The sequence below is a fragment of the Sulfurimonas lacustris genome (assembly GCF_059705355.1).
Window position 1 is genome coordinate 817,037 of sequence record NZ_AP046125.1, and the last position, 19,863, is coordinate 836,899.

Genomic DNA, 19,863 nt, shown 5'->3' on the forward strand with positions numbered 1-19,863 from the left:
TTTTATTCTCCTATGATTGTTGCTAAATATTCATCCATCATTTGCATGATGTCAATTGTTGATGTTGTGCCGTACACGTCGTTTGCGTAGTATTCATAAAGTCGTACGATGTCAAGTTCTACTTTTGTGAAGTGAGGATTTTCCCCCGTGAAATAAAGGTCTAGCTTCACAACAAAGTCCTTAGTAAGAGTGCCGTTTATTTGGTCGATTATCCCCTTATAGCATCCAAGTTGCAAGAGAGAGAGCATGTCATGCGGTACACCCTCAAAATTAAAAGGAACACTAAACTTAAATTTAAGTCCATTAGGAAGTGTGATTCTGTAAAAAGAGAGCATACTGATATAGCTATTTTCTAGTAGCTCTGTGTTAAGTGTTGGTGTTGAGAGAGTGATAGTTTCATCTAGCTTATACCCAGTGTTTGCCATGCAAACATTGCCTACACTGTCAATAAGCTGTAGTTTTATCACATCGCCAACATTTAAACCAAGCTTTGCAATAGTAAGTGTAACTTCTCTCATAACCGACCTTTTAAATTATGAGAAATATTAGCTATTATTTTTTGCTTAAGTGGGTTGTTAAAACGGCTCTTTTATATTCGCCATGAGGAATGTTGTCTATTTCTTTGAAGTGCATTATTGCCAAGAGTGATAGTTGTATTTTTTGGAGGACTCTTAGCCACCACAAAACCATTCACAACAACATTGGCAATACTTTCCATACAGTCGTCTTGCTTTGAGTCTTTTTCAGGATGAAAACCACGGTACTCTATCTTCACTTGCTCTTGCCCAGCACCACCAACCACGAAACGGATTTGATGATTTTTAAGACAAGTGATACTTTGGTCTATTTTTTGATTTTTAGATATTTTTGTCTTAGGATTAAACAACACAACTCTATTTGTAAGTATCGCTTTTCCCTCTAGTTTAAGCTGATAGTTCACTCTTTGTATCTCTTTTTTAAGATATTGCTCTGTAATGATACCGCCGCCAGAACTCTCCATAAAAACAGGAACGCTAGGATTATTTATCATCACTTCTATAATCTGCTTAATAAACTCTTCATTACTCCACTTCCCAAACCAAGTGCCGTAAACATTAAAAAGTTCCATCTTCTCAATATTGAGACAAACTCCAACTAAACTAATTGCCCGATTGTCTGAAGTCTCTTTAGTGCTCTGTGCAGGGTCAATGCTGATACACTTGTTATCTTCGCTGAGTTCCCAAGTTGCTATACTTACAAAGTCCTCATCACTTACATACCCAGTCTCAACCGTTCGAGGGTCTTGCATATACTGAGAGTACCAATCTTCTTTCATGACTTTTTTTTGTCGCTCTAACTGTTCTATACCCTCAAAATGAACATTAAGCGGTTCATGTGCTCCTCTCTCATAGTGATAGTCAAAGAAGTCATATACTTTAGGTTCATCTTCAATCCCTGTAAGATTTATATGTGTCCAAATATCTTCTTCTTCTTCAAGTAAATAGCCCACCAAATCATCTTCATGTAACCGCTGCATAATAACTATAATGGCACTATTAGGATCATCTTTACGGAGTCGTGAAGTGATACTCCCTTTATAAAAGTTTTTTACCAAATCCCTCGTAGCCTTAGAGTTTTTCTCAATAGCTTTCATAGGGTCATCTATGATGACAATATTTCCGTGAAACCCTGTAATACCACCGCCAACAGTTGTACTAAACATACCGCCATTACTCTCTAAATACCACTCTTTGTCTGATGTTTTTCTACCAAGTGACATATTTGAAAATACTTTATTGTAGGCTTTTGAGACAATCAAACCCTTAACTTCTGCTGGTGTTTTTGTTGCTAAATCATCGGAGTAAGAAGTATAGATAACTCTTTTTTTTGGAGCATTTCCAAGAAACCAAGAGACAAAGAGCCGCACCGCAAACTCTGTTTTTCCATACGCAGGTGGAATGTTTATAATAAGCCGTGTAACTTCACCGCTTGCTACACGCATAAGTGCGTTGCAAAGCAGCTCATGATACCAAGCTTCAAGCAAAGGAGTTTCGTACTCCTCTTCAAAGATATATCTTGCATACGAGAGTAAATCTTTTCTGCACAAAGCCAAACGAATTGGCTCTGCTTTTTTCTTAGCTAAAATATCTTCAATATCTTTTTTCATAGTCTAAAATGGTATCTCATCATTTTCGTCTATGTCGATAGGCGCAGGAAGTGGCGCATTGTAAATAGGCACTTGTGTACCATCTTCTCTTGCATAAGTAGCGGATGGCTGCTCATAACTAGGTTGTGCTGCTTGATTGTTGTTAGAACTATTATCATGACTCATATTTCTAAAAGGTTGTGCTACAACATTGTAAAGATGATTTTCATCCACTCTCTTTTCAGGTTCTACACTAAAGAGCGTAAAGTATATATTTTCTTTAGAGACAAAAGGGTCAAATAAAACAGCTCTTTTATAAGCTAAACCTTGGTCGCTTACAGCATTGCGCACATTCCCTACAATCTCACTCCAGCCACTCTCACCACGCTTTGCCAAATTCGCCCAAATATGATAATCTGGATGTTCTTCTTTCCCTGCAACAACATTGCCATTAATCACACCATCAGGATATTTAAGTCTGTTCACACTAATACTAAGTGTATGTTTCACACTCAAAGTACGAATATCAAGCATAATCGTATTCACGACAACCTTATCTTTATTTACATAACTACTCTTATAAACTCGTCCAATATTTGCCATCTATTTATCTCCCTTATTTTCTCTAGCCTTACGCTTCTCTCTTAACTTCTTTCTCTCACTTGCAGTCACTCTCTATTCTCCTTGTTTAATTTAAAAATGGCATACTCATGCCAAAGTTATCGTCTTGCATAGGTGTGCTTTGTATGGTTTCGTAAGCTGTCTCTATCATCTTTGCGGGTGGTTTTCTAAACTTATCAAGCGCCTTTCCTGCGTTTCCATGCTCGTCTATCTCAACTCTGTAGAAGTCGCTTGTTTGCGGTACAAACATTAAGTGTTGTACAGGGTGCTTATGTGTATCTTTATTTTTAACCCAAATTACATGGCGAAGCTCACTCTCTTCATCTTTTGATTTTACTTTTGTAATGTGAAACCAAACATATCCCTCATGGTCTGCATCCATAGAACCCTTAACACTAACCATAGAAGATTTTAAATCCTCTTTTGAACTTTGCACAATTATAATAATTGGAATCTGTAACTCTTTACTTAAAATTCCAAGCTTTACGAATTTTTCAGATATACGTCTCTCGTCTGTTTTTAGCAAAGGATTATTATTTGATACACGCATAGCACTATCTATACAAACAAGCTGTATGCCATAGAGTTTATGTTGTAAGCGTATCTCTGCACATATTGCGTTTATGTCGTAAATGTTGTCAAAGGTATGGATATTGTCTATGTTTCCGCTAAATGTTCCGTCCTCTTGTTGCGACTCTACATTTTCATCGTACATATCCTCACCAAACTCTAAACTTCCAAACATTACAGGATGAGTTTTTGAAACATTTTCTATAATGCGTGTCAATATGTATGTTTTTCCACTCTGTTTTAAACCGCTGATATAAAATAATCCCTCATTTCTAATGCCGCTATTTCCGTGTTTATCTGTCAAGACGGTATCAATAAACGGAACACCTGTTTCTATCCTTACAGCAGGAGGCTTTAACTTTCTAAGCTTGCGAACTTCACTCAATCTTTTTGTAGATGAGCCTTTATTAAGACTTGCATATCCGTCAATTTGGTTCTGCATCATTTGACTGATTGCCGCACTTGATATATTTTCATCTGCCAAAGCTTTTGTGATGTCTGCGTTTAACTTATGCAACATCTGTTTGTGGTAGTTCTCTTTTAAAGATGCTATATGCTCTATGAGAATGTTTTGAGGAACTTGTTTATTTGCCATAATTTCAAGCAACAACTCCTCAGCATGAGTGACATTCATTTTTTTCATATAAGGTAATATTACCCCATCATCAAATGCGCGCCCACCCTCATAACATACACTCATAACCTCAAAAATTGCACGATGTGAATCACTCACAAACCAATCTTTGCTTATGCCTGTGCTCATAACTACTGATAAATCTACTCCGCCAAACTCATTGGCACTTAGCATTGTGCTAAGTATCAAACCTCTTATATTGTCTAAGTCATTCATTTTTTGCCCCTAAGCGTCAATTGTATTCATTGTATGTTGTGAGAGCCAAGCATCTATCTTGACACGACTGTAGTATATAAAGCCGCCTATTTTTGAGTAAGGTATCTTTTTTTTCGAGCGATAAGTAGCTTGTGTACTCAAAGACATTCCAAACTCTTTTTCAAAATTTTTTGGATTTAACCACTCTTTATTTTGCATCAATAAAACCCTATTTTGAGGTCGCCAAGAAGTTTGCAATGGACTAAGTTATCGGCATCTGCATAATTTGCCAAAAATGGCTGAAAGTTTTGAAAGAGATGTTTCAACTCTGCATCTAGCTTTACAAAGTAAACATTTGAAACTAAAAGGTATTCAAATAAAGCCACCTTTGTTTGCTTCATAAATCGTATGCGGTCTTTTATAAGTGATTTGTTTGCAGACAAAGCCTCTATCAACTCTCCTGCTTGAATATAATCATCAAGTGTTGTAGCGTTACTTCTTGCAATATCACATAAAACATCTTTATAGATGTAAGAGGTGTGACGGATAACAACAATTTTTTCAGGATACATTTTTTTAAGTTGGTCGGAACTGTATTGCGTTCCTTCTATCTCATCTATCTCTTTGAGCAAAACTAAATCATCGAGTAATCGTATCATGACGTGTACAGCCCATTTTTATTTTCGCCGCCATTTGTATTCCATTTTTTATAATTTCGCACCCAGTTTCTAAAAGCACTCAACCAGTTTTTAAACTTTGTGCCTTTAGCGTTGTGGTGGTCTAGGAACTTTCCAAACTCATCTTTGTCCATCTTTTCTTCTTTGAGTACATCTGCTGCGTGTTGCATTAACAAACGCATATACTCATCACTCAATCCATTTGCATCCAAAGCTTTTGGCAAAGAAAAAAGAGGCTGTTTTTTAGGGGATTTTATTTGTGGCGTAATGCCATCGTTTGCAGGAGCAAAAGAGCTAGTTATATATTTATCAGCTTTTTGAGTAAAACAGTAGGCTGGTTCACTACCCTTATCTATACTCTCTAAAAGCCCAGATTTTTCAAGCTCTCCAATAGCTGTAGAAAGAGTACGAGACTTTATGCTAAAAAGTGGAATGTGCTGAAGTATGTAGCTTTTGTAAGTTACAAAATAGTTTTTTCCATTAACAATTTTAATATTAGCATAGGATAGGCGAGAGAGTTGATAAATTGTCTCAAACACAATAGCAGCATTGATAGATATTTTTTCATCTTGTGCCATCTTTTGATTTATTCTCAAAGCAAATAACATTTATTTATTCGCCGCCATTTGCAATTTTTCTAAGTTTAATAACAGACTTCAAACGGTCGCTGCTAACATCTCCATCATCTAAATAAAACCAATCAAGAGAAAACCCATATTTATAAGCAAGTTCAATAGCTTTCTTAATTGGAAAAACTCTTTTACCATTTGCATAATTTTTATACCCATAAATAGACATTCCTATTTCTTGGCAAAACTCTCCTTTGTTTAATCCTAAAGCATTTCTTAGTAGTTCTATATTAACAGCCATAAAAGCGCCTTTTTTTAATTTTTGGAGTATAATATTTATATATGTGGCGGTATTTTAGTACAAATCGAAACTTATGTCAATAGAAAAGGATGCAAAATGAATAATTATAAAGAAATTATGGAAAGATTGAAACTTTACTATGGTGTGAGTACATACTCTGATGTTGCTCACAAGCTCAATATAAGCTACGATACTGTCAAGAGCTGGAGCAGTAGAAAAAAGGTTGTCACAGATACGCTCTTGCACTGTATGCGAGATGAACCGATAAATGTAAACTGGTTATTGTATGGTGATGGCAAGATGAAAATAAGTGAGCTGGAGCAGTTAGAATATGACATCGAAAAAATAGAGCAAGCCTTCAATAACTCTTTAGATCCAAAGATACTAAAGAGTATTTCAGAGAGTGAACATTTGCAAAAGCTTATTAGTCTATTTGCTTATGCTCCTGAAGAGTTTGTTTTGCAGATAATCAAGAGACTGGAGCAATTCAAAGAGATGTCAAAAGTGTAGAAGAAAAAAGAGTATATATATTATCTTTAGAATAAAGATAATAGGTATAGTATATTAGTGCGCAAAATTTGCACCACCCCCCATCTTTAGGTCGTGCAAAATTTGCACCACCTCTTAAGGGTAAAATTCGTTCTAAAAAAGTCGCCGCCATTTGAATTTTTTTAGCACTTTTTCACTCTATTTCAAATATTCATAGGGCAATTCTCTCATAGGTAGATATGAGAGCAAGGGGTCTGGGGAATTGGGCTCCCCCCTAAAAACTGAGAAACTAAAAGCCAAAAAGCTACAGATACAATCCTGCTGCACACCATAAACTGATGCAGTACCACGAGAGCAACACATCATCATGAGCAGAAGACATGAGAGCATCAGACACGGACGCAACACATCATCATCGGGAACAGCATAACATCACTGCAAGAACCACACAAAACTTAAGCCGTTTTAGCACAAAAACACGCTCTAACCTTAAACGACACACTAATCTTAAGAAAATAGGCTATAACCTTAAAAAAAATGTATTAAAATAAATAAAAAAATATCTTTTACTACAATTTCCCCAATTATCTAACCGTTGCACTCACTGTCCACTTCTTGCTCAAATCTATGCAAAACGCAACACAAATCCGATGCAGTTCCAAAGAAACTCATAAATTTCCCCCGAGAAATTCCAAAAGCTTACCAAAAACCCCAAGAGCTAATCACTAAACCAACAACCGAAAACCACCGTAATTTCCGAAAAATTCCCCACAACCAAACTCATCCCCCAATTCCCTCCGTAAATATTGCTAAATTCAGGAGAGTTCCTGCTCCAAAACAACTCTTTTAGCTTTTTAATTAAGAGCACATCTCTTTAAATTTCTTTGAGTCTCAAAAAAATTGGAAACTCTGAAAAAACAGAAAAAAAAATCGCAAATGGCGGCGAATTTTTGTGGAGGTTGAGCGGAGCGGATTTTGTGAAGATTTTGGCAAAGTTGGCGAAAAGTTGCGATTTTAGGTGTTTTGTGTAGAAAAAAGAGGCTCATATCTGCTCTGTGAGGCACGATAATAGTTTTGCGCGTACATTTACACGGCTAAAGAGTTTTTGAGAATTTGTAACAATACTTTTATCAATAAGGCTTACAAATAGGAAGTAGTGCTTTGAGTTTTTGTATCTCTTGCTCTTCAGCTTGGATTGATTGTTGAGAGTCTCTTATATTTCCAAAATATGCCGTCAATGCTACGAGCGCTAGTGCTACCTTTTCTGCTGCCTCATAGTTGCCCTCTGCTTTTGCAGTCTTTATTTTTTCTAGCGCTTTAATACTATCCAACAGTTCCATACATGACATGTCTTTTGGTTCTTTAGGAGGAAGAGCAAAGCAAGCAGTAGAAAATAACAATGCTAATGATGCAATAACAAATGTTTTGCGCATAAACTAGCCTTGACTTATTAGAGCATCAAAAAACCCAGGGAAAACCCACTGCGTAAAGCTTATGTGAACTTCGGGAGAAAGTAGAGTGAGAACTGATGGAAGCCATAGTATTGTGCGCAGAATAGGAGCTATTATAAGATTCATAAATACAGAAAAAACTAAACCTATAAATCCTGATATTGAGAACCAAACATCAAACTCTGTAAACAATGTTACAAGTAAGCTCCAGCTCCAAGAAAGTTCCAACAGCGCACCAAAAACTAAACCGATTCCTAAATATACATACAGTATATTTTTGAAAAACATTTTCATAAGCCACCCTAAGCGTTAATTTAAAACATTATATCTTGTTTAATAAAGATTGCTCAAGACTTGTCCTTTATCATCTCTTGCAGTTCTGTTAGCTTATTTATTTTTTCTATATCCAAATTGTTATGTTTGCAAAATGCACCAATCTTTACAAGCTCAAGCAGCACTGGGAACTTTTGTCTCCAGCCCTTGATTGTATTTTCACTTTTACCTAAATAATCGCCAATTTCTTTATATGATAGTTGTTTTTTCATCCGATTATTATACCAAAAAGTATCGCATAAGTCAAAAAGTAACAAAAAAGTATCTTATTCGATAATAAATTAATATGTTTTTAAGAAATCGTATGCCATACTCTCGTTTGAAGTTGGTATCTCATTCGATACTTACAACAAGAAAACCACTGTTAAAAATCGGAAGTCCTCACTGCAGGTCTCTGGAGCTAACTCCTCCGTCATAAACGAGTTAAAGCTTAAATACTTCATTAAGCAGTTGCAAAACTGTTTATAAATTATTTATAGGAAATAAGATGACAGCAAATGCAACATACATAAATCAAGAGTTTAAAAACAACTTCAAAGGTTGGACGTTAGATTTTTTACAATTTATGCACAACGTGAAGCGTGAGTACATACCACAAGAGACACAAGAAGCTATAGACAAAAAGTTTCTTGCAAGCTGCGCAAACAAGCTAAGAAGAACAAAAGCCGTGCAGTTTGTGTATGGCAATTTGTTTTATGACATCTTTAAGTCATTTACTGAGATGGGATACATCATCAATGTTTACCCAAATGACAAAGAGAAAATCTTTGATGCATATGGCGAGCTTATAGATGATGAACAACTTGATGGCGGATGTTGCACTGGCAGTGCAAAAGATGCAGTTTACTTTATGATAGGAGGCTGACGATGAAATGCTACGCAATTGTTGAGACACTAAACGGCAACTTTATTTTAAAACCTACAGAGAAAGTGAGATGGCAAGACAAAATTGAGATTGAGATATACGCAGCAGATGACGCAGATGCAAGAGTGCAGCTTAAAGCACATAAAGAAGAGCTCAAAGCTCTATTTAACTAAAAGGAAATCCTATGACATATTCACAACACAAAGACAACAGACAAGAGCAAATGAGTGTTTTATTTGAGAAGCACGAAGTATTTTTTGCATTTAGCAGAGACCATATTATGAAAGCTAAAAAAGAAGATGTTAAATATTACTCCATGGATGGCGGAATGTTCATACCGCAGGCAAACTATGATGCTTTTAATGCAGAGTTTGAAGCGCAACAAAACATTTACGAGAGTGAAGTAAAAGAAAAGTTTAGCGCAACTGAGATTATAAGCTATGAACTGGCAAATCATGAATATTGCTACACATACGATTTAACAGACACAAAAGAGGCTCTTGAAGAGTTTGGTTTTAGTGATGAAGAGTACAGAGTGGCGATTAAAGATTATCTATCTAAAAGCGAGGAGTAAACAATGGCAAAGCTAATAAGAAAAGCTGACTCTCTATTCACAAGATTTGAAAATATGATAGAGAGAGCAGCGAACAAACTTTTCTAATAAAAAGAATTTTTCATCAAGGTACAAGCGACGAACTTGTATCTGATTGAGCAATTGTACTCAACAACACTTTAGCAAAAGCTTTAAAAAAACATATCAAAAGGAGAAACAATGTCCCGCGCAAAAGAACTCAAAAATCAAATAAGAGTTGAAAACGGAGATGCGCAAGTCGGCAGGCACATCGGAACAACCAGAGCCAAAAAACCCATCTTAAAAAAAGAGTTTGACCGCCTCATAAACGCAACAAACCGCAGTTTAGAGTTACAGTCACAAACGAAAATGAAATTAATCAGAGCATTTACTTTGCTCTATCTTACAGGATGTCGCATAAGCGAAATCTCACAAATGCGAGCTGGCGATATACAAGAGATGATCCACGCAAACGAGTACTCTCTCACGAACAACACAAAAACAAAAACGCCACGGCTCATAAGCTTTAGTGAAAACCAATCGCAGATAGAGTTTTTAAAAAAGATACTCCCAAAAGAGGGCGGTTACCTCTTTCCACGCAACAACGCAAACGCACCCATGAGCTTGTCAAATCTCAAACTTATGATGAACAAGTTTATACAAAAAATTCTTGGAACTCTCTATAGTACGCATAGTTTTAGAGCTGGCTATATCACAACAGCGCATCAACTTGGGCTAAGTCTTGAGCACATACGTCAAGACATCGGACACGCAAGTATCGCTACAACAGCACGTTACGCAACAGTCACGCACACAGAAATCGCACAAGCTAAAAACCAAAGAGTTTGGTAACACACTACAAAAACATAAGTGGGTTATTTTAACAACCCACTTAACACTTTCATTCATTCTACAATTTCATAACGCAAAAAGGGACGGCACAAAATGATATATACAGTCGCACACAGCAAAGGCGGAGTAGGCAAAAGTACTCTTGCTTGGAACTTAGCACACAGTTTTAAAGAGCTTGGCAAACAAGTCACTATAGTCGATTTAGACTTTCAGCAGACACTCTTTTTTATAAACTCTATGCACACATCGAGCATAGAAGTACACCAGCCGCAGAGTGTAGAAACTCTCATAAACTTTCTTTTAAAATCAACTCCAGAAGAAATTATTATCATAGATGTTGGCGGCTTTGACAGCGACATAAACAGAACAGCGATAGACTTCTCTAACACAGTTCTTATTCCTATAAGCGATAGCATCACAGAAGTTATCGGTTACAAAACGTTTGAAGCAATACTTGGCGAGATGATACTCGGAGAAACAAACGCAAGAGTAGTTCTCAACAACATTCATCCACTAACAAAAAACTTTGACATCATAAAACAAGCTATAGCAGGAAACGAATCTATAAAACTTCTTGACTCTATTGTACGCAGTAGAAAAATTTATAAAACAAGTTTAGGGCAAGGCTACAGCGTCTTTGGTACGCCAAATAAAATAGCACAAGACGAAATTAGGAGTGTGAGAGATGAACTTATCCGCACTTAATGCAACAACTGCAGGAAAAACACGCACAACAGGCATAAGCCCTTTTAGTGAATTAGAACTTAGCAAAGTCTACGCAAACCCAGAACAGCCACGCAAAAGTTTTGAAAACATAGAAGAGTTGGCGCAAAGCATACTAGAAAACGGACTCATCCAGCCAATCAGCGTAGTTAAAAAACAAGATGGCTACATGATAATCGGCGGTGAACGCAGATACAGAGCATCACTATACGCAGGACTTAAAACTATAAAAGCACACGTTTTGCAAGTGGACGATAAAAAAGTCCTCGAACTCTCTCTTATAGAGAATATACAAAGAGAAGATTTAACAGACTTTGAAAAAGCGCAGTTTATAAGCACTTTGTGGGAGAGCGGACATTACGCACAAAAACAAGACTTAGCAGCAGCCATCGGGAAAAGCCAGAGCTACATTAGTAAAGCTCTTGGTATGCACAAGCTAGATGAGACGATTATTGCAGATATGCAAGAACAAAAGCACGACATCGGCTTAAGTGTTTTAGAAGAGATAAGCCGTGTAAGCGACAAAGAAGTGCAAAAAAAAGTCTACGAGAAGATTGTCTCAAAAGAGATAAAACGAGAACACATCAAAGAGTTTAAAGAGCCAGAAGAGAGCACAACAATTTCCCCCGTGAAAAAGTTCACGTTTTCATCCATGACAATTCACGGTACAGACATCAACAGCGGCTTTGAAGTCAAAGAGTTTTTTATTGTCAACAAAGTAGAAGCCAAAGCGTTTACGAAATACAAAATCACAATCGAGGAGCTATGACATGGAATTAAAATATTATGCAATTTCGCTCATTGTCTACATTTTTGTAGTTGTTGCGTTTTATGCTTTTAAAAAACGAAAATGGGGAGAGAACCCGTAATGACCAGAAGCAATACAAGGTAAAAAAAGAGATTAAATTAATGATGGAGAATTTAAAATGAACATAGAAGAGCTAGAACTACACCCGCTCATAAATCCAGCCTCAAAGCACTATGAAAATGAAAAAGAGAGCGCTATTGAGCAACTAGAAGAGAAAATGAGTGTTTATAAAATGATAGGAGCGTGCGAGTTTAATATCTTTAAATACGAGTATAGAAAATTCGCAAAAGGTGTATTAGAAGAAGATGAGAAGAAAATTGCAACGTATAGAAACTATCGTCAACTACTTATAGATTTAGAGTGTTTAGAATTAGGTTTTTACACTGTAAAACAAGCTCTTCAAATAAGCGGTAGAGAGTTTAGATACAGATGAAGAGATTATCTCAATTGCGAGATTTAAAACAATATTTGGAAGATGCACTTAAAAATCTAAAAAAAGATACACCCTCGTACAATATCTGTAAAAGCATATTGTACAGAGTAAATAAAATCTTAAATGAGGAGCCAATCAATGAATGATGAGTCTAAAAAGCAAAAGAAGAGAGACTGCACAACATGTTCAATTTTTGATGCTGATGTTTGTCGCAGCTGTATAGCAAAAGCAGTGAGAGCTGAAGAATATCCGTTGTGGAAAGAAGATAATGCAAATGAGTGAGAAGTTGACGCATGGCGAGCAGTGGTTTAAGCAAAAACAAGAAATTGATTTAAAAGTAGGTGTTGAATATTGTGGAGGTGCAAGTAACAATCTCCCACCAAGAATGTCAAGAGATGAAGCTGCAAAATACTACAACACAAAGTTTTTTAATTATTGGCTAACGCAGCTAGACGAAGATATTGACACAAAGAGTCGTATATCTGTTTTAAAGTTTTTGATGTTTGGAAGAACTAAGAACATAAAACTCATAACAAAGGAATTAGTAAATGTTTAAAACAATAAATGATGGCAAGCTCCCGACAAGAGCTACGAAATATTCAGCGTGTGTGGATTTGTATGCACGAGAAGATGTGACAATTGGCGCAGGAGAAACCGTTTTAGTACCGCTTGGGGTTTGTATAGATGAGAGTATATTGCATGAACTGGCACAAGAAAAACTTGATTACGGAGAGAAAGAATATATGTTTGTTGACTTTTTTAAAAAGTCACATTATCTCCAACTAATGCTAAGAAGTTCACTTTCTAAAGAACTTATTATTGCAAATGGAGTTGGTTGTGTGGATTTGGATTATAAAGATGAAATTATGATTAGATTGCATAATCCAGTAAAGCTCCATAGGTTTGTTTATAACACAGAAAATAGAACTACACTTGCGGATGATTATGATACAGAAGTGGTTATCAAAAAAGGCGATAGAGTTGCACAAATAACCCTACTTGAACATAAGTCGTACCTGTTTGGCATAGAGAGCGGAGATGAGCGCAAAGGTGGATTTGGGAGTACTGGAGAGTGAAAAATTTGAAAGAAGAAGAGGAAGAAGTATGGAACAAGCTAGAAGATTATACAAAACAAGAAATATTAGTAGCGATAAAACAAGCTTGGAAGTGCGAAGAAAACCTTTTAAGAGACCTTCCGATAATAAAATAAAATAGGAGCTGAAAATGAATATCAAATGCAATAGTGATGATTGTCCAAGTAAAGAAACTTGTTCTCTTTATGAAAAAGTCAGTGCATCAACAAGTGGTAGTTTTGTAAAACATCACTTCAGAGAGCATGATGGAAAGTGTGAATTTTTTAAAATTAAAACACGATAATAGTCGTACAAAAAATAAGTAGATAGGAGCTAAAAATGCTAAATGACATTCAAGACAGAAAAAAAACTTATAAATTCTTAAAATCATATTACTATAGATTGTTGGAATATAATAAATGCACAACAAAAGTTATTATAGATTTTGGTGCAACAACTAGACAGTTTAAAAATCTTGTAGATAATAAATCTGAACATTACATTGGTGCAAAAGCATCAAATTTAAAACAGATTTTTACTAAAATTCTTGAAAGAAGTATTGACAGTATTCTTCTAGTGTCTGTTGAAAAGCATGATATAAAAACGGAAGATTTTTTAAAACTCTCAAGAAAAATGATGATAGATGAAAATCTAATTATTAAAGCAGAAAAAAAACATAAAGAGTTTACTAAGCTAAGTGAGTTTGATAAATATAGACTACATGGTGTAAAAACACGATAATAATCGTAAAAAAACAAAATCAAGGGATAAGCAATGAAAAAATATACAATAGATTTCACAGTAAAAAAAGAGGGCAACTATAGCCTAATACCAATAGTTGAAAAAGTGGAAACAAATGATGGCATCGGAGATATTATCTGTATAGATGGAGTGATTGACTTTGAGACTTTGAAAAACATTAATTTAGCTAATTGCAGACTCTAAGGAATAAAGATGAGAACAATAGAATCGGAATGCGATAATTTTTTAGAGATGGTTGTGCCAGATACAGCTCCAGAAGTACAAATAAAATCTATGAGACAAGCTTTTTATGCTGGTGTTGTGGTTATGCACAATCTTTTTATGTCGGCAATAAACTCCAGAGAAGATGATGAAGTAAGCTTAGAAAATTTGGAAAGATTGTCAGATGAGATAAGCACATTAATAAGTAAAAGTTTTTTAAAAGGAACATGAGATGATAGCGACACACTCACTTGAGAGTTTAAAGTCTCAAATAGACATAGTAGATACAATCGGAAACTACATAGAACTTAAAAAAGCTGGTGCAAACTTTAAGGCTCGTTGTCCTTTCCATGATGAAAAAAGCAGTAGTTTTGTTGTAAGCCCATCAAAGCAGATTGCTCACTGTTTCGGATGCGGTCATAGTTCAGATGCTATCAAATTTGTGCAAGAGTATAAAAAACTCACATTTGTTGAAGCGGTGCAAGAAATTGCGAACGACATAAACTACGCGTTGGAGTATGACAACACTAATGCAAATGAAAAAGACTACTCACGGGTGATGGAACACACAAACAACTACTACATAAACAATCTTGATAGAGAAACAGGCGAGTATCTTCAAGGTAGAGGTTTGACATTAGAAAGTATTAAAACTTTTGAAATTGGTTTTACTACTTCGTCTAAAGAGCAAATTGAATCTCTCAGTTCACATCACTTTCAGACACAAGATGCTATTGAGTGTGGAGTGCTTGCGGTGGATGATAAAGGCAAAACTTATGCAAGACTAACCAATCGTATAAGTTTCCCCATCCGCAACCATACAAATAAACTCATAGGCTTTGGTGGGCGCATCACAAAAGGCGAGGGTGCGAAATATATCAACAGCCCTCAAACCAAACTCTTTGATAAGTCTCGTAACCTCTACGGATACAATCTTGCAAAAGAACATATCCACAAAAAAGGTACGTTTACTATTACAGAGGGCTACTTAGATGTAGTGATGTTTCATCAAGCAGGTATCAAAACAGCAGTTGCAACTATGGGAACAGCACTCACGGAGCAGCATTGCATACTCATAAAAAAGGTCGGTGCAAAAGTGCTACTTTGCTATGACGGTGACAAAGCAGGTATTGCAGCGGCTTTCAAAGCAAGCAAACTTTTAAGTGCTCATGGTATTTTCGGCGGTGTTGTATTATTTCCCGAGGGAAAAGACCCAGCGGATATGGTGGCATGTGGAAATGTGGAAGAGTTACACACTATTATGAAACATAGCATACCGCTCGTAAAGTTTGCAATCGAGCATGTAAGTGCATCGTATAATCTCAACATCCCACAACAAAAAGAGGAAGCACTTAAAGAGACACAGCTATTTTTACAAACTCTAAGCCCAATCATTCAAGATGAGTATAAGCCCTATGTTGCGAAAATTTTACAGATAAACCAAGCACACATTATGACAAAACAGACACAAAGCAGTCGTGAAGTTCCGCTAGAACGCATCAACATTGCAGAGATGAACATCATCAAAACAGCAAACGAGAGTGAAGCACTCTTTTTTCTTATGCTTGATTTTGTGGATGAAGAGGTATTTGAGTTTCACAAAAAAGAGTTTGGTATGCTCATGCGAAATGAGGAACAGCTCCAAGGCTTACTCCTACGAGAAGAGTTAAGTATCTACACAGAGGAAGAGTTCATAAGTGAACTCAAAAAAATGCTCATATCCTTCAACAACAAAAAGCTCCAAACCATAGCCCACTCACAAGACAGCTTCGAGAGAAAAAGTTTTGAGATAAAAAAGATAAAAGGGATAATTCATACACTTATGAAAACAACAAAGGTAAGTGCATAATGAGCGAACTAGAATATCTCTACGATACCAAAACAGCAGTATGGCGAGACATGCCATACTTAAAAGCTTTGGAGTTCAAAAACTCTTTAGCTGACAAAGTAGTCACAAAAATTCTAGCCCAGCACTACACGCAAAGAGACGAACCGAGGTTAAGAGCGGTTTTAAAAGCGATAAAATTTAATGAGAATAGGATGAGAGAATGATAGATATAAGTGGGTTTTGTTTTATACAAAAAGAAAGATGGGAAAAAATAAGAGAGGAAGTCGAAACCAACTTATCTTGTTTAAAATGTAAAAGTAAACTTAAAATGACTAATAAGTGGAAAGCACAATGCGTTGAGTGCAATACTAACCATACTATCAAAAAACCAAAAACTTTTCCAAAAAATAGCAGTGATACTAGAAATTGGAAAGCAACTTGCGAGGAGTGTAGTGGAACAATGGATTTCCACAAAGGCGGAAATTGTGGGGCGTACATTTGCAGAAAATGTGGGAACACTTTAGAAGTATAAAAAAACAACATGCGGAGTAAAAAAATGAGCAAACAAACCCTATGCGACAAATACGAAATTCCACTCTACTCAGAGTGGAAGCATAAAGACGGTGGCATCTACCATGTTATCCTTGTTTTGCATATCACGACAAGCAAAATTCCAACGGTAGTGTATATCAAAGAGCTAGACGAAGCGGAACGAAAATATTTTGCAGATAATGGTATAATGAACCATTTTGTAAGAACTGTTGACCACTTTAAGAGAAGCTTTACGCAAGTGAAGTTTTAAAAATAATGGAGAATAAAAAATGAGCGAAACAATACTTCCACAACAACTAAAAGAGCTATCAAAAACTATGCAGCACATCGCACAGCAAATGATTAACTTAGAAGACGAGGAAATAACACATCACGCTTATCAACTCATCGGTGCAGGAAGCATCGCTGATGAATGGAGTGAGGTTATAGCGAAACATTTAGCAGATAAAGAGTTTATAAAACAGACACATGGAGAGTAAGATGAACAACGACATAGCCAAAGGCATTATTGACGACCCCGAATTTCGAGAATATCAATATCTAAATCAAAAAATGGAAAGAAAAGACGGTAATAAGCTCGGTAAACGCAAGAGAAAACAAGTGCTTTTACTAAAGAGAATACAGCAGTTCATAAAACAAACACATGGAGAGTAAGATGAAAATTCCAAAATACATTGAGCAAATAAATGAGCTTTATGACGAAATTAAAGAAATTAAAAAAGCAGAATGCTTATTGGATTATGATACAAAAACTGAAATCATAGAACATAAAATTGCAAAAATAAAAGATTTAAAAAGTTTTGCTACTTTTGTACCTAGTATTTTTTTCGGAGTTATTGCATAAGAAGAGTTTACTTCCCCACAACCCCATCAATAACCCCTGAAGCCATCTCACTAGATTTTAAATAGTTCATAGTGAGATACTTCTTAATTGTGTTCGGGTCGTTATGCCCTAACGCACCGCTCAGATATATACTATCCAAACCTTGCTCCGCCATAGTAGAAACAATCACATTGCGTAAATAGTGAATTCCAAAAGCACTATTGCCGAGCCGAACTTTAAGCTTGTAAGTCGCTTTGCGAATATCTATAATGTGTCCACCTGTAATGCGAGAAGTAAATACCCACTCGCTAATTTTAGGTATTAGAATCAAATTATCTTTTATGGCTTGTGGTAAAAATATCTTCTGTTCCTCATTGTTCTTCGTATCTCTCAACACATAGTAACTTTTGTCAAAGTTTACATCTACCCACTTAAGCGGTAAAATCTCCCCACGCCTGCGCCCTTGTAAAGCAAAAAGATAAAATGCAAGATAAAAAGGATCATTCCCATACTCATCATATATTGCCTTGTGAATCTTTACAAGTTCCTCTGAAGCGTGAGAGACTATCTTCTTTGTTTTTGGAAGTTTTATTTTTATGCCATCAAGCGGATTAAACGCTATAAGCCTATTTGCAATGGCGTTTTTAAACGCAGGAGAAAGAACTTCTATTGTTTGTTTTATAGTTCTTGGAGCAAGTCCACTCTCTTCTTGAGATGCAATTGAATTTCTTATGTGCAGTTGTCTTAGTTCTATAACTTTTTTATTACCACAAATCGGACTCACATATCTCTCATAGTGGCTTTTTCTACTTTTTACATAGTTTGTATTTGGAAGATGAGCGAAATACTCTTGCATCAAATTATCAAGCGTGATGTTCTCGTTCATCACACTATCTTTTTTCTTGTTTTTTATGCTGCTGATTTCAGCCTTAGCGTTAGATATTTTATCTTTCTTACTCCATGAGCTCTTGTCGCTAAAATCAATCAATCCACTATATTCTTTTTTATCATAATTAAATCTATATAAAAACACTATAAATAAATCATCAGCCCATAAACCTACATCCACTTTATTCGGATAATCACTTCTAACAATTGCCATTTTTATAATCCCTACTTTATAAAATTGGGTACCGACTTAGGTACCGACTTTCAAAGCAATAGTATATATTACTTAGCATTAATTAACAATTACAAGCCCACAAAAAAGGCTTATACATAGGCATTTGCAAAGATTAGCAAAATGGTACGCTTGGCTCATAACGGGGCGGTCAAGTGTTCAAGTCACTTAGAACCCACCACTTACAAACTCCCTAAAATACGAACTTTCAAAGACTTTTAAAAAGAAAAATCAAAAGATACAAAAACACCTTACCCCACTTTTTACCCCACCTAAAAAATCTCTCTATTTACTAAGCCATTGACTTATATATTTAAAAAAGATATACTTTTTGCATGGAAATAGTAGAAACTTCAATATACACACAAGACATTACAAAGCTTTTGAGCGATGAAGAGTATCAAGAACTGCAAAGGTTTTTAACGGAACATCCAAAAGCTGGAGATGTCATACCTGCTTCAAAAGGTCTTAGAAAACTAAGATGGAAGTTAAAGAACGGAGGTAAAAGCGGTGGTATAAGAAACATCTACTATTATTACGAAGAGCAGCATACTCTGTATATGATATATGTGTATGAAAAAAGCAAAACAGAAAATCTGACTGATACGCAGATTAAAATGTTAAGAAAAGCATTTTTAGGAGATTAATTATGGATGCACAAAACTTTGAAAGATTGTTAGCAAGCGCAAAAGAAGCAAAAGAGATTATCAGCGGTAAAAAAGAACCAAGTAGAAAGTTCTTTATAGATGAGCCAAACCCAAAAGAGATAAGAGCTAAGATGTCTCTTACTCAAGACCAGTTCGCAGCACTTATGAATATCAGCGTATATACACTTAGAAACTGGGAGCAAGGCAGACGACACCCAGAAGGTCCTGCAAGAGTCCTTTTAAATGTCGCAAGCAACCATCCCGAAGTGCTTTTGGAAATGGTTTAAACCAACCGCCAAAAAAACTTATTCATAAAAGCAGCTTCAAATACTTTTTTGATTCATATATCAAAAAAATCAAGCTTTCAACTCCAAAAATAACAAGATAATTTCATCATTCCGCCATTAATCTTAAAAAAATCACTTTTGAATCTCTCTCATTTTAAAGAATTTGTTTGTTTAAAATATTCAGATGTATAGTTTGGTAACACTTTATAAAAAAAAATAAATTCTTTTTGATGGTTTTTTTGCAGTTTTTTAGCCATTTTTACATGTAAAATACTCTCAAATTAAGCTTTTTTAGTAGTTGATTTTTAAAGATTTTTTATTGAAATAGAATATTAAACAATAATAAATTTACA

The 19,863-nt window shown here is 35.6% G+C and carries 37 protein-coding genes; 25 read left to right on the top strand and 12 right to left on the bottom strand.

Translation table 11 applies throughout. The features are described 5' to 3' along the window. Positions 1-2: 2 nt before the first annotated feature. The 8 genes from AC6H4V_RS04285 to AC6H4V_RS04320 all read right to left on the bottom strand — a co-directional run bounded on the left by AC6H4V_RS04285 (position 3) and on the right by AC6H4V_RS04320 (position 5,692). Positions 3-518, bottom strand: coding sequence for a hypothetical protein (locus AC6H4V_RS04285; protein ID WP_497607600.1), 516 nt, complete (start codon positions 516-518; stop codon positions 3-5). Positions 519-589: 71 nt separating this feature from the next. Further along, on the bottom strand, positions 590-2,146 hold the full coding sequence (locus AC6H4V_RS04290; RefSeq protein ID WP_497607601.1) for a hypothetical protein: 1,557 nt from the start codon (positions 2,144-2,146) through the stop codon (positions 590-592). A 3-nt stretch (positions 2,147-2,149) separates the two neighbouring features. Then, a complete protein-coding gene (locus tag AC6H4V_RS04295) occupies positions 2,150-2,728 on the bottom strand; it encodes a hypothetical protein (protein WP_497607602.1) in 579 nt (192 codons plus the stop codon). A gap of 85 nt (positions 2,729-2,813) precedes the next feature. Then, the gene (locus AC6H4V_RS04300; RefSeq protein WP_497607603.1) at positions 2,814-4,166 is read right to left on the bottom strand and encodes a hypothetical protein; all 1,353 of its coding nucleotides are present in this window, start codon (positions 4,164-4,166) and stop codon (positions 2,814-2,816) included. A 9-nt stretch (positions 4,167-4,175) separates the two neighbouring features. Then, entirely contained in the window at positions 4,176-4,364 is a 189-nt protein-coding gene (locus AC6H4V_RS04305) for a helix-turn-helix domain-containing protein (RefSeq protein ID WP_497607604.1), read from the bottom strand. Then, positions 4,364-4,804 carry a hypothetical protein gene (locus AC6H4V_RS04310; protein ID WP_497607605.1) on the bottom strand — a complete coding sequence of 147 codons (441 nt, stop codon included), beginning with the start codon at positions 4,802-4,804 and terminating at the stop codon, positions 4,364-4,366. Before AC6H4V_RS04310 ends, AC6H4V_RS04305 begins: the two co-directional genes overlap by 1 nt. Continuing rightward, positions 4,801-5,400, bottom strand: a complete 600-nt coding sequence (locus tag AC6H4V_RS04315) for a hypothetical protein (RefSeq protein ID WP_497607606.1) — start codon at positions 5,398-5,400, stop codon at positions 4,801-4,803. The genes AC6H4V_RS04310 and AC6H4V_RS04315 overlap by 4 nt, the downstream gene beginning before the upstream one ends. A 34-nt stretch (positions 5,401-5,434) precedes the next feature. Next, the gene (locus AC6H4V_RS04320) at positions 5,435-5,692 is read right to left on the bottom strand and encodes a helix-turn-helix domain-containing protein (RefSeq protein ID WP_497607607.1); all 258 of its coding nucleotides are present in this window, start codon (positions 5,690-5,692) and stop codon (positions 5,435-5,437) included. A 96-nt stretch (positions 5,693-5,788) separates the two neighbouring features. Between AC6H4V_RS04320 and AC6H4V_RS04325 the strand changes: the two genes are divergently transcribed. Both AC6H4V_RS04325 and AC6H4V_RS04330 read left to right on the top strand, forming a co-directional pair. Beyond that, positions 5,789-6,202: a helix-turn-helix domain-containing protein gene (locus tag AC6H4V_RS04325; RefSeq protein WP_497607608.1), complete on the top strand. Its 414-nt coding sequence runs from the start codon at positions 5,789-5,791 to the stop codon at positions 6,200-6,202. Between the two features lie 359 nt (positions 6,203-6,561). Next, the gene (locus AC6H4V_RS04330; RefSeq protein ID WP_497607609.1) at positions 6,562-6,732 is read left to right on the top strand and encodes a hypothetical protein; all 171 of its coding nucleotides are present in this window, start codon (positions 6,562-6,564) and stop codon (positions 6,730-6,732) included. Positions 6,733-7,311: 579 nt separating this feature from the next. Here the strand turns inward: AC6H4V_RS04330 and AC6H4V_RS04335 are convergent. Genes AC6H4V_RS04335 through AC6H4V_RS04345 form a run of 3 tightly spaced genes read right to left on the bottom strand, consistent with a single transcriptional unit; the run spans position 7,312 to position 8,177 of the window. After that, positions 7,312-7,614, bottom strand: a complete 303-nt coding sequence (locus AC6H4V_RS04335) for a hypothetical protein (RefSeq protein ID WP_497607610.1) — start codon at positions 7,612-7,614, stop codon at positions 7,312-7,314. A 3-nt stretch (positions 7,615-7,617) separates the two neighbouring features. Beyond that, a complete protein-coding gene (locus tag AC6H4V_RS04340) occupies positions 7,618-7,926 on the bottom strand; it encodes a hypothetical protein (protein ID WP_497607611.1) in 309 nt (102 codons plus the stop codon). A gap of 53 nt (positions 7,927-7,979) precedes the next feature. Beyond that, positions 7,980-8,177: a helix-turn-helix domain-containing protein gene (locus tag AC6H4V_RS04345; protein WP_497607612.1), complete on the bottom strand. Its 198-nt coding sequence runs from the start codon at positions 8,175-8,177 to the stop codon at positions 7,980-7,982. Positions 8,178-8,452: 275 nt separating this feature from the next. Here AC6H4V_RS04345 and AC6H4V_RS04350 point away from each other — a divergent pair, with 275 nt between their 5' ends. The 21 genes from AC6H4V_RS04350 (at position 8,453) to AC6H4V_RS04450 (ending at position 17,477) form a co-directional block, all read left to right on the top strand. Beyond that, positions 8,453-8,830 (top strand): hypothetical protein, encoded by a 378-nt coding sequence (locus AC6H4V_RS04350; RefSeq protein ID WP_497607613.1) that lies wholly within the window; start codon positions 8,453-8,455, stop codon positions 8,828-8,830. 2 nt (positions 8,831-8,832) lie between these two features. Next, positions 8,833-9,003 (top strand): hypothetical protein, encoded by a 171-nt coding sequence (locus AC6H4V_RS04355; RefSeq protein WP_497607614.1) that lies wholly within the window; start codon positions 8,833-8,835, stop codon positions 9,001-9,003. An 11-nt stretch (positions 9,004-9,014) separates the two neighbouring features. Further along, complete coding sequence (locus AC6H4V_RS04360) at positions 9,015-9,404, top strand: DUF7659 family protein (protein WP_497607615.1); 390 nt, start codon at positions 9,015-9,017, stop codon at positions 9,402-9,404. Between the two features lie 198 nt (positions 9,405-9,602). Further along, positions 9,603-10,253 carry a tyrosine-type recombinase/integrase gene (locus AC6H4V_RS04365; protein WP_497607616.1) on the top strand — a complete coding sequence of 217 codons (651 nt, stop codon included), beginning with the start codon at positions 9,603-9,605 and terminating at the stop codon, positions 10,251-10,253. 93 nt (positions 10,254-10,346) lie between these two features. Further along, positions 10,347-10,958, top strand: coding sequence for an AAA family ATPase (locus AC6H4V_RS04370; RefSeq protein ID WP_497607617.1), 612 nt, complete (start codon positions 10,347-10,349; stop codon positions 10,956-10,958). Continuing rightward, the gene (locus tag AC6H4V_RS04375; protein ID WP_497607618.1) at positions 10,939-11,745 is read left to right on the top strand and encodes a ParB/RepB/Spo0J family partition protein; all 807 of its coding nucleotides are present in this window, start codon (positions 10,939-10,941) and stop codon (positions 11,743-11,745) included. The genes AC6H4V_RS04370 and AC6H4V_RS04375 overlap by 20 nt, the downstream gene beginning before the upstream one ends. A gap of 157 nt (positions 11,746-11,902) precedes the next feature. After that, positions 11,903-12,217, top strand: a complete 315-nt coding sequence (locus tag AC6H4V_RS04380; RefSeq protein ID WP_497607619.1) for a DUF3310 domain-containing protein — start codon at positions 11,903-11,905, stop codon at positions 12,215-12,217. 138 nt (positions 12,218-12,355) lie between these two features. Then, a complete protein-coding gene (locus AC6H4V_RS04385; RefSeq protein ID WP_497607620.1) occupies positions 12,356-12,499 on the top strand; it encodes a hypothetical protein in 144 nt (47 codons plus the stop codon). Continuing rightward, positions 12,492-12,773 carry a hypothetical protein gene (locus tag AC6H4V_RS04390; protein WP_497607621.1) on the top strand — a complete coding sequence of 94 codons (282 nt, stop codon included), beginning with the start codon at positions 12,492-12,494 and terminating at the stop codon, positions 12,771-12,773. The genes AC6H4V_RS04385 and AC6H4V_RS04390 overlap by 8 nt, the downstream gene beginning before the upstream one ends. After that, positions 12,766-13,293 carry a dCTP deaminase/dUTPase family protein gene (locus AC6H4V_RS04395; RefSeq protein ID WP_497607622.1) on the top strand — a complete coding sequence of 176 codons (528 nt, stop codon included), beginning with the start codon at positions 12,766-12,768 and terminating at the stop codon, positions 13,291-13,293. The genes AC6H4V_RS04390 and AC6H4V_RS04395 overlap by 8 nt, the downstream gene beginning before the upstream one ends. Before the next feature lie 5 nt (positions 13,294-13,298). Then, a complete protein-coding gene (locus AC6H4V_RS04400) occupies positions 13,299-13,427 on the top strand; it encodes a hypothetical protein (RefSeq protein ID WP_497607623.1) in 129 nt (42 codons plus the stop codon). Positions 13,428-13,629: 202 nt separating this feature from the next. Continuing rightward, positions 13,630-14,031, top strand: a complete 402-nt coding sequence (locus tag AC6H4V_RS04405) for a hypothetical protein (RefSeq protein WP_497607624.1) — start codon at positions 13,630-13,632, stop codon at positions 14,029-14,031. A 33-nt stretch (positions 14,032-14,064) separates the two neighbouring features. Then, entirely contained in the window at positions 14,065-14,235 is a 171-nt protein-coding gene (locus tag AC6H4V_RS04410) for a hypothetical protein (protein ID WP_497607625.1), read from the top strand. A 9-nt stretch (positions 14,236-14,244) separates the two neighbouring features. Continuing rightward, positions 14,245-14,484, top strand: a complete 240-nt coding sequence (locus tag AC6H4V_RS04415; protein ID WP_497607626.1) for a hypothetical protein — start codon at positions 14,245-14,247, stop codon at positions 14,482-14,484. A 1-nt stretch (position 14,485) separates the two neighbouring features. Then, a complete protein-coding gene (gene dnaG, locus AC6H4V_RS04420; protein ID WP_497607627.1) occupies positions 14,486-16,102 on the top strand; it encodes a DNA primase in 1,617 nt (538 codons plus the stop codon). Continuing rightward, positions 16,102-16,305 (top strand): hypothetical protein, encoded by a 204-nt coding sequence (locus AC6H4V_RS04425; RefSeq protein WP_497607628.1) that lies wholly within the window; start codon positions 16,102-16,104, stop codon positions 16,303-16,305. Before dnaG ends, AC6H4V_RS04425 begins: the two co-directional genes overlap by 1 nt. Then, complete coding sequence (locus AC6H4V_RS04430) at positions 16,302-16,613, top strand: hypothetical protein (RefSeq protein WP_497607629.1); 312 nt, start codon at positions 16,302-16,304, stop codon at positions 16,611-16,613. Before AC6H4V_RS04425 ends, AC6H4V_RS04430 begins: the two co-directional genes overlap by 4 nt. A gap of 24 nt (positions 16,614-16,637) precedes the next feature. Beyond that, the gene (locus AC6H4V_RS04435; protein ID WP_497607630.1) at positions 16,638-16,883 is read left to right on the top strand and encodes a hypothetical protein; all 246 of its coding nucleotides are present in this window, start codon (positions 16,638-16,640) and stop codon (positions 16,881-16,883) included. A 19-nt stretch (positions 16,884-16,902) separates the two neighbouring features. Further along, positions 16,903-17,112, top strand: coding sequence for a hypothetical protein (locus AC6H4V_RS04440; protein WP_497607631.1), 210 nt, complete (start codon positions 16,903-16,905; stop codon positions 17,110-17,112). Position 17,113: 1 nt separating this feature from the next. Then, complete coding sequence (locus AC6H4V_RS04445) at positions 17,114-17,287, top strand: hypothetical protein (RefSeq protein WP_497607632.1); 174 nt, start codon at positions 17,114-17,116, stop codon at positions 17,285-17,287. A gap of 1 nt (position 17,288) precedes the next feature. Then, the gene (locus AC6H4V_RS04450; protein WP_497607633.1) at positions 17,289-17,477 is read left to right on the top strand and encodes a hypothetical protein; all 189 of its coding nucleotides are present in this window, start codon (positions 17,289-17,291) and stop codon (positions 17,475-17,477) included. Between the two features lie 7 nt (positions 17,478-17,484). Here the strand turns inward: AC6H4V_RS04450 and AC6H4V_RS04455 are convergent, their stop codons facing one another. Continuing rightward, the gene (locus AC6H4V_RS04455; protein ID WP_497607634.1) at positions 17,485-18,558 is read right to left on the bottom strand and encodes a site-specific integrase; all 1,074 of its coding nucleotides are present in this window, start codon (positions 18,556-18,558) and stop codon (positions 17,485-17,487) included. 353 nt (positions 18,559-18,911) lie between these two features. On the opposite strand from AC6H4V_RS04455, the gene AC6H4V_RS04460 reads away from it, so the two are divergent. Together AC6H4V_RS04460 and AC6H4V_RS04465 are read left to right on the top strand one after the other, a co-directional pair. After that, positions 18,912-19,223 (top strand): type II toxin-antitoxin system RelE/ParE family toxin, encoded by a 312-nt coding sequence (locus AC6H4V_RS04460; RefSeq protein WP_497607635.1) that lies wholly within the window; start codon positions 18,912-18,914, stop codon positions 19,221-19,223. Between the two features lie 2 nt (positions 19,224-19,225). Further along, positions 19,226-19,510 carry a helix-turn-helix domain-containing protein gene (locus AC6H4V_RS04465; protein ID WP_497607636.1) on the top strand — a complete coding sequence of 95 codons (285 nt, stop codon included), beginning with the start codon at positions 19,226-19,228 and terminating at the stop codon, positions 19,508-19,510. Positions 19,511-19,863: the final 353 nt, after the last annotated feature.

Excerpts from the sequence above, each read along its gene's own strand:
- AC6H4V_RS04330 (WP_497607609.1), top strand. The coding sequence starts at position 6,562 with ATGAGAGCATCAGACACGGACGCAACACATCATCATCGGGAACAGCAT.
- AC6H4V_RS04385 (WP_497607620.1), top strand. The coding sequence starts at position 12,356 with ATGAATGATGAGTCTAAAAAGCAAAAGAAGAGAGACTGCACAACATGT.
- AC6H4V_RS04395 (WP_497607622.1), top strand. The coding sequence starts at position 12,766 with ATGTTTAAAACAATAAATGATGGCAAGCTCCCGACAAGAGCTACGAAA.
- AC6H4V_RS04450 (WP_497607633.1), top strand. The coding sequence starts at position 17,289 with ATGAAAATTCCAAAATACATTGAGCAAATAAATGAGCTTTATGACGAA.
- AC6H4V_RS04435 (WP_497607630.1), top strand. The coding sequence starts at position 16,638 with ATGAGCAAACAAACCCTATGCGACAAATACGAAATTCCACTCTACTCA.
- AC6H4V_RS04315 (WP_497607606.1), bottom strand. The coding sequence starts at position 5,400 with ATGGCACAAGATGAAAAAATATCTATCAATGCTGCTATTGTGTTTGAG.
- AC6H4V_RS04430 (WP_497607629.1), top strand. The coding sequence starts at position 16,302 with ATGATAGATATAAGTGGGTTTTGTTTTATACAAAAAGAAAGATGGGAA.
- AC6H4V_RS04350 (WP_497607613.1), top strand. The coding sequence starts at position 8,453 with ATGACAGCAAATGCAACATACATAAATCAAGAGTTTAAAAACAACTTC.
- AC6H4V_RS04410 (WP_497607625.1), top strand. The coding sequence starts at position 14,065 with ATGAAAAAATATACAATAGATTTCACAGTAAAAAAAGAGGGCAACTAT.
- AC6H4V_RS04360 (WP_497607615.1), top strand. The coding sequence starts at position 9,015 with ATGACATATTCACAACACAAAGACAACAGACAAGAGCAAATGAGTGTT.
- AC6H4V_RS04405 (WP_497607624.1), top strand. The coding sequence starts at position 13,630 with ATGCTAAATGACATTCAAGACAGAAAAAAAACTTATAAATTCTTAAAA.
- AC6H4V_RS04390 (WP_497607621.1), top strand. The coding sequence starts at position 12,492 with ATGAGTGAGAAGTTGACGCATGGCGAGCAGTGGTTTAAGCAAAAACAA.
- AC6H4V_RS04370 (WP_497607617.1), top strand. The coding sequence starts at position 10,347 with ATGATATATACAGTCGCACACAGCAAAGGCGGAGTAGGCAAAAGTACT.
- AC6H4V_RS04460 (WP_497607635.1), top strand. The coding sequence starts at position 18,912 with ATGGAAATAGTAGAAACTTCAATATACACACAAGACATTACAAAGCTT.
- AC6H4V_RS04300 (WP_497607603.1), bottom strand. The coding sequence starts at position 4,166 with ATGAATGACTTAGACAATATAAGAGGTTTGATACTTAGCACAATGCTA.
- AC6H4V_RS04345 (WP_497607612.1), bottom strand. The coding sequence starts at position 8,177 with ATGAAAAAACAACTATCATATAAAGAAATTGGCGATTATTTAGGTAAA.
- AC6H4V_RS04290 (WP_497607601.1), bottom strand. The coding sequence starts at position 2,146 with ATGAAAAAAGATATTGAAGATATTTTAGCTAAGAAAAAAGCAGAGCCA.
- AC6H4V_RS04440 (WP_497607631.1), top strand. The coding sequence starts at position 16,903 with ATGAGCGAAACAATACTTCCACAACAACTAAAAGAGCTATCAAAAACT.
- AC6H4V_RS04320 (WP_497607607.1), bottom strand. The coding sequence starts at position 5,692 with ATGGCTGTTAATATAGAACTACTAAGAAATGCTTTAGGATTAAACAAA.
- AC6H4V_RS04455 (WP_497607634.1), bottom strand. The coding sequence starts at position 18,558 with ATGGCAATTGTTAGAAGTGATTATCCGAATAAAGTGGATGTAGGTTTA.
- AC6H4V_RS04305 (WP_497607604.1), bottom strand. The coding sequence starts at position 4,364 with ATGCAAAATAAAGAGTGGTTAAATCCAAAAAATTTTGAAAAAGAGTTT.
- AC6H4V_RS04380 (WP_497607619.1), top strand. The coding sequence starts at position 11,903 with ATGAACATAGAAGAGCTAGAACTACACCCGCTCATAAATCCAGCCTCA.
- AC6H4V_RS04340 (WP_497607611.1), bottom strand. The coding sequence starts at position 7,926 with ATGAAAATGTTTTTCAAAAATATACTGTATGTATATTTAGGAATCGGT.
- AC6H4V_RS04465 (WP_497607636.1), top strand. The coding sequence starts at position 19,226 with ATGGATGCACAAAACTTTGAAAGATTGTTAGCAAGCGCAAAAGAAGCA.
- AC6H4V_RS04375 (WP_497607618.1), top strand. The coding sequence starts at position 10,939 with ATGAACTTATCCGCACTTAATGCAACAACTGCAGGAAAAACACGCACA.
- AC6H4V_RS04355 (WP_497607614.1), top strand. The coding sequence starts at position 8,833 with ATGAAATGCTACGCAATTGTTGAGACACTAAACGGCAACTTTATTTTA.
- AC6H4V_RS04365 (WP_497607616.1), top strand. The coding sequence starts at position 9,603 with ATGTCCCGCGCAAAAGAACTCAAAAATCAAATAAGAGTTGAAAACGGA.
- dnaG (WP_497607627.1), top strand. The coding sequence starts at position 14,486 with ATGATAGCGACACACTCACTTGAGAGTTTAAAGTCTCAAATAGACATA.
- AC6H4V_RS04325 (WP_497607608.1), top strand. The coding sequence starts at position 5,789 with ATGAATAATTATAAAGAAATTATGGAAAGATTGAAACTTTACTATGGT.
- AC6H4V_RS04415 (WP_497607626.1), top strand. The coding sequence starts at position 14,245 with ATGAGAACAATAGAATCGGAATGCGATAATTTTTTAGAGATGGTTGTG.
- AC6H4V_RS04295 (WP_497607602.1), bottom strand. The coding sequence starts at position 2,728 with ATGGCAAATATTGGACGAGTTTATAAGAGTAGTTATGTAAATAAAGAT.
- AC6H4V_RS04310 (WP_497607605.1), bottom strand. The coding sequence starts at position 4,804 with ATGATACGATTACTCGATGATTTAGTTTTGCTCAAAGAGATAGATGAG.
- AC6H4V_RS04335 (WP_497607610.1), bottom strand. The coding sequence starts at position 7,614 with ATGCGCAAAACATTTGTTATTGCATCATTAGCATTGTTATTTTCTACT.
- AC6H4V_RS04285 (WP_497607600.1), bottom strand. The coding sequence starts at position 518 with ATGAGAGAAGTTACACTTACTATTGCAAAGCTTGGTTTAAATGTTGGC.
- AC6H4V_RS04425 (WP_497607628.1), top strand. The coding sequence starts at position 16,102 with ATGAGCGAACTAGAATATCTCTACGATACCAAAACAGCAGTATGGCGA.
- AC6H4V_RS04445 (WP_497607632.1), top strand. The coding sequence starts at position 17,114 with ATGAACAACGACATAGCCAAAGGCATTATTGACGACCCCGAATTTCGA.